The sequence below is a fragment of the Sporosarcina contaminans genome, assembly GCF_042679045.1.
GTDB classification, from domain to species: Bacteria; Bacillota; Bacilli; order Bacillales_A; family Planococcaceae; genus Sporosarcina; species Sporosarcina contaminans.
On the sequence record NZ_JBHTLT010000079.1, the window covers coordinates 1 to 4716 of the forward strand.

A 4716-nucleotide genomic window follows, 5' to 3' on the forward strand; every position below is an offset into this window, starting at 1 on the left:
GAAAAACGATTCGTTTTTCGCCACCTGTTCTATTTTAGGGACTTATTGGACAGCCCCCTTTTAGGTTTTATAAATGAATAAAAGGTAAATAAAAAATCCGTTACATGAATGTAACAGACTTTATCTCCAACTATGCGCTTTTATCAAAATGAATGGCGGAGGAAGAGGGATTCGAACCCCCGCGGGCTTTAACACCCCTGTCGGTTTTCAAGACCGATCCCTTCAGCCGGACTTGGGTATTCCTCCATATCAACAAAACATAATTTATCACGAATCAACTTTTCATGTCAACTACTTGTAAGAACCTTTTTTAAGAAAGTATATTCACAGAAGTCTGTCTTCTGCTATTGGATGAAAATTATCGCAGAGCCTCAAAATAATTATGTACTGTCTCAGAGACAGATATTTTTTTGAAAAACTTATAATAAAACATTTATATCATTATAAAAGAGTGTGAGAGCATTGCTTTTAATAGAAGTTTATAAGGGTATGGGTTGATTTTATCCACAGAAATCGTTATACTTAGAGAGCCGTGCTAGGTGGGGAGGTAGCGGTGCCCTGTAACTTGCAATCCGCTCTAGCAAGACTGAATCCCTTCTCGAGGCTGTCCGTATTGTAGGGTCTGCCTCTTGCACGTAGTGTTGACGTCTGGGTCCTGCGCAATGGGAACCCATGAACCATGTCAGGTCCGGAAGGAAGCAGCATTAAGTGGCATCTCTCATGTGCCGCGGGGTTGCCTAGGCCGAGCTGTCGACAGGAGTAACGCTTATGTGCGGCAGTCAAAGGAAGGTGCGCGGCTTTATTACGCGAATTCAACTCGTCCATTCCGGGCGAGTTTTTTATTTTTATGAAGTAAAAATTTTTGTTCCAATGCCTGTCCTTAACGACAGGTTTTTTACTGCCCTATTGGCTTGTGAGAGGGGTTTTTACGGGAGATTTATGATATAATCATTTGTATATGACTTGAAGATGAGAGGAGGGGAAATGGTGGTTTACCAAGCTTTTTATAGAGTATATCGACCGCAGTCATTTGAGGAAATGTCGGGGCAGCGCCATGTGAAGCAGACTTTGCAAAATGCGTTGCTGCATAATAAGACATCCCATGCTTATCTATTTTCTGGACCGCGGGGGACAGGAAAGACGAGTGCTGCGAAAATTTTCGCTAAAGCAATGAACTGCGAGAAAGCTCCATCTAAAGAACCTTGCAATGAATGTCCGACCTGTCGAAGTATAACGGAAGGCTCGAATACGGACGTTATCGAATTTGACGCAGCTTCCAACTCGAGGGTAGAAGAAATGCGGGACATAATTGAAAAGGTCCGGTTCGCTCCTTCGAACGCCCGCTTCAAAGTGTACATCATAGACGAGGTGCACATGCTGTCAAATTCTGCTTTTAACGCACTTTTGAAAACGTTGGAAGAGCCGCCATCGCATGCCGTGTTCATTTTGGCGACGACAGAGCCGCACAAGCTGCCTTTGACCATCATTTCCCGATGTCAAAGATTTGATTTTAAACCGATTACTTCAAGCGAAATAATTGAACGTATGAAAATGGTATTGTCTGACGCCGAGATCGATGCTGATGAAGAAGCCTTGAAAATTATTGCACAAGCGGCATCCGGCGGAATGAGGGATGCGCTTAGCATTTTGGATCAAGTCGTATCGTTCAGTGGAGACAAATTGACCGCTGAAGGAGCGTTGCTTGTAACGGGGTCAATTGGTGAAGATATTTTTTATCAATTAGCGGAAGCTTTGCTATCAAAAGACGCTGCAGCTGCTTTGTCTTTGTTGGATCAGTTAATTGCTGAAGGAAAAGATGTGTCAAGGTTAGCGGAAGATCTGATTACGTTTTTCAGAGATTTGCTTTTATTACGCTCTGCGCCTGATTTACATGAACTATTGGAATTAATCTCTGGGGATGAACGATTCGTTTCTATGGGCAATGCGTTTGAACCGGAAACACTTTATTCCTACATCGATATTTTATCGAAAACACAGCAGGAAATGCGGTTTTCAAACCATGCGAAAGTTTATATTGAATCCGCTTTGCTTAAGATGATCCATTTAGAAGGGGTAGTCGACCATGCTACGCAGCCCGTCGACCAAAACTTGATGCATAAAATCGAGTCGCTTGAAAGAATGGTTGCTTCTTTGCAGCAACAGCTGGAAAACGGTGTCAAGATAGGTGAGGCACCTGCACAAGGGAACCAGCCTAAGCGCAGCGCATCGAAAGTACAATCGCTTCGAATTCCGACAGGCAAAATTAACGAAGTATTAAAAGCCGCTACTCGTCAAGATATCCAAATCATCCGTGAGGAATGGGCGAGCATGATGCAAACATTGCAACGTTCTCACTCAGCACTATTGGAAGAGACTGAACCAGTGGCGGCATCAGATAGTGCGTTTGTGTTAAAATTCAAATATGAAATCCATTGCCGGATGGCTTCGGAAAATCCGTCGCTTCGGGCAGGCCTTTCGGAAGCTTTGCGAGCAAGGACCGGCAAGGCGTATGAAGTGGTATATGTGCCGGAAGATGGCTGGTTGAAGGCGCGCGAAGAATTTATTCGTACGAACGGCTTGGCAAAACAACAGGATTCAGCAGATAATGATGGAGTGGAAGAACTGTCTTCTTCATTTATGGAGGAGTCTGGTTCCACAGCCGATGATCCGGTTGTCGCTGAAGCAGAAAAGATATTCGGCAAAGAGTTCATAATAGTTCATGATGACTAATCTTATTGAGGAGGAATTGAATATGCGCGGTATGGGAAATATGCAAGGCATGATGAAACAAATGCAGAAAATGCAAAAGAAAATGGCGGAAGCCCAAGAGGAATTGGGTGAAAAAAGATTAGAAGGTGCAGCAGGCGGTGGTATGGTGAAAGTCATCGTATCTGGACATAAGGAAGTACTTGAAGTGGCAATCGATCCGTCAGTGGTTGATCCAGAAGACGTAGAAATGCTGCAAGACCTAATTGTAATTGCAACAAACGAAGCGATGGGCAAAGCGGAGGAGTTAACTAATTCCACAATGGGTCAATTCACGAAAGGGTTGAACCTACCTGGAATGTTTTAGGAGGTAATGGGTAATGCATTATCCTGAACCAATATCAAAACTGATTGATAGCTTTATGAAACTGCCAGGAATCGGTCCGAAAACTGCGGGCCGACTGGCGTTTTTTGTATTGAGTATGAAGGAAGATACCGTATTGGAATTTGCCAAGGCGTTGGTTGATGCTAAACGGAATTTGCGATTTTGCTCTGTGTGTGGTCATATTACGGATATTGATCCTTGCCAAATTTGCCAAGATCAATCACGCGACCGCTCGATGATTTGTGTTGTACAAGATCCGAAAGATGTCATCGCAATGGAGAAAATGAGGGATTATAACGGTCTCTACCATGTTCTCCACGGGGCAATATCTCCTATGGATGGCATAGGCCCGGAAGATATCAACGTTCCTTCTCTATTGACACGTCTGCAAGACGAAGAGGTTCAAGAATTAATATTAGCAACGAATCCTACTATTGAAGGTGAAGCGACTGCTATGTACATTTCACGGCTCGTCAAACCGTCGGGCATTACAACTACAAGAATAGCTCACGGGTTGCCAGTCGGAGGAGACCTTGAATATGCAGATGAAGTGACGCTATCGAAGGCACTGGAAGGTCGTCGAGAGTTATAGGGGGAACAGAGAAATGTTCGGTCGAAAAAGAAAGATAAAAAAAGAATTTGATGATCGGTTGCGAAACCTGTTAGTGGAAACTAAAGAAGAGTGGGAGCAGGCAAGAGAGATCGAAAAATATTTAAACGACTACGACCAAGAAATTATTGTACGAAGAAAGATTGCAGAGAGCAAGTATTTTCATTTATTCAAAGAAGCAAAAGAACGGAGATTGCGAGTTGAATAATTTTTAACAGATTAAATAGAAGAGAGTGCGGGATATAATAGGAGGAAAGCGCATAGAATGGACCATTAGCCGAAAGGAGCGCTTTCCATGAAAATCTTCATCATTGCACTATCGGGTGCTATTCTTCTTCTATTATTAATGTTAAATAAAAAACAGCTCAGCAAACTATTTGAGAATCTTTCAGTATTTTGGTTTCGATTGGCATTCGCGTTCTTAGTATTATTCGCATTGAATATAGCTGGCGGTTTTGTCGGGTTATACTTCCCTGTCAATATTGCGTCAGGTCTTCTTTTAGCAGTTTTAGGAATTCCGGGTTTAGCGGCCCTTTTTTCTTTTGCATTCTTCCTATAGAAATTCAATATGGGCCTGGTCCATTGAATAGGAATGGACAAAACCACCGTGTAATTAAAACTACGATAGAGCGTTTTTTTCTTCTACAGTTTGTTCATAAGAGTATGCATTAATGCCGTTCGAAGTTTAGATAACAAGCTTCGAACGGTTTTCTTTTCATAGTAAAATAAAAGATAATTCTTTTTACGAATAAAGTATTGCAATATAATCAGTTAGCTGTTAAAGTAAATAACGTTGCGTTTCCGATAAACGAAACAAACAAAAACAACTTCAAAAGTTTTTAAGAAAAGTTGTTGACAAAGAAAACGCAAAGTGATATTATATAAGAGTTGCTTCTGTGAGAGGCGACGAAATGAACCTTGAAAACTGAACAGCAAAACGTCAACAAATAAAGTCTCAAAGCCGACCCCGTCGGCGGAAGAGACAAAACGAATCTTCGGATTCAAAATTGACATC

Annotated in this window: 6 protein-coding genes, 1 tRNA gene and 1 other RNA gene; 6 read left to right on the forward strand and 2 right to left on the reverse strand. The window is 42.1% G+C overall.

What is annotated here, in order from left to right; all coding sequences use genetic code 11:
- Positions 1 to 153: 153 nt before the first annotated feature.
- Positions 154 to 246 (reverse strand) — tRNA-Ser (locus ACFQ38_RS11560).
- 284 nt (positions 247 to 530) lie between these two features.
- On the opposite strand from ACFQ38_RS11560, the gene ffs reads away from it, so the two are divergent.
- The 6 genes from ffs (at position 531) to ACFQ38_RS11590 (ending at position 4260) form a co-directional block, all read left to right on the forward strand.
- Positions 531 to 797: signal recognition particle sRNA large type (gene ffs, locus ACFQ38_RS11565), an RNA gene on the forward strand.
- A 190-nt stretch (positions 798 to 987) separates the two neighbouring features.
- Positions 988 to 2730: a DNA polymerase III subunit gamma/tau gene (gene dnaX, locus ACFQ38_RS11570; protein ID WP_381481023.1), complete on the forward strand. Its 1743-nt coding sequence runs from the start codon at positions 988 to 990 to the stop codon at positions 2728 to 2730.
- A gap of 22 nt (positions 2731 to 2752) precedes the next feature.
- On the forward strand, positions 2753 to 3073 hold the full coding sequence (locus ACFQ38_RS11575; RefSeq protein WP_336825646.1) for a YbaB/EbfC family nucleoid-associated protein: 321 nt from the start codon (positions 2753 to 2755) through the stop codon (positions 3071 to 3073).
- A 13-nt stretch (positions 3074 to 3086) separates the two neighbouring features.
- Complete coding sequence (gene recR, locus ACFQ38_RS11580; RefSeq protein ID WP_336825648.1) at positions 3087 to 3683, forward strand: recombination mediator RecR; 597 nt, start codon at positions 3087 to 3089, stop codon at positions 3681 to 3683.
- A gap of 13 nt (positions 3684 to 3696) precedes the next feature.
- The gene (locus tag ACFQ38_RS11585; RefSeq protein WP_336825650.1) at positions 3697 to 3909 is read left to right on the forward strand and encodes a YaaL family protein; all 213 of its coding nucleotides are present in this window, start codon (positions 3697 to 3699) and stop codon (positions 3907 to 3909) included.
- Between the two features lie 87 nt (positions 3910 to 3996).
- Positions 3997 to 4260, forward strand: coding sequence for a pro-sigmaK processing inhibitor BofA family protein (locus ACFQ38_RS11590; protein ID WP_336825652.1), 264 nt, complete (start codon positions 3997 to 3999; stop codon positions 4258 to 4260).
- 212 nt (positions 4261 to 4472) lie between these two features.
- On the opposite strand, the gene ACFQ38_RS11595 is transcribed toward ACFQ38_RS11590, so the two are convergent.
- A partial coding sequence (locus ACFQ38_RS11595; protein ID WP_381481027.1) for a hypothetical protein occupies positions 4473 to 4716 on the reverse strand: 244 nt, incomplete at its 5' end.

Bases quoted from the DNA above. Each gene is read 5' to 3' on its own strand.
- ACFQ38_RS11575 (WP_336825646.1), top strand. From the start codon at position 2,753: ATGCGCGGTATGGGAAATATGCAAGGCATGATGAAACAAATGCAGAAA.
- recR (WP_336825648.1), top strand. From the start codon at position 3,087: ATGCATTATCCTGAACCAATATCAAAACTGATTGATAGCTTTATGAAA.
- ACFQ38_RS11585 (WP_336825650.1), top strand. From the start codon at position 3,697: ATGTTCGGTCGAAAAAGAAAGATAAAAAAAGAATTTGATGATCGGTTG.
- ACFQ38_RS11590 (WP_336825652.1), top strand. From the start codon at position 3,997: ATGAAAATCTTCATCATTGCACTATCGGGTGCTATTCTTCTTCTATTA.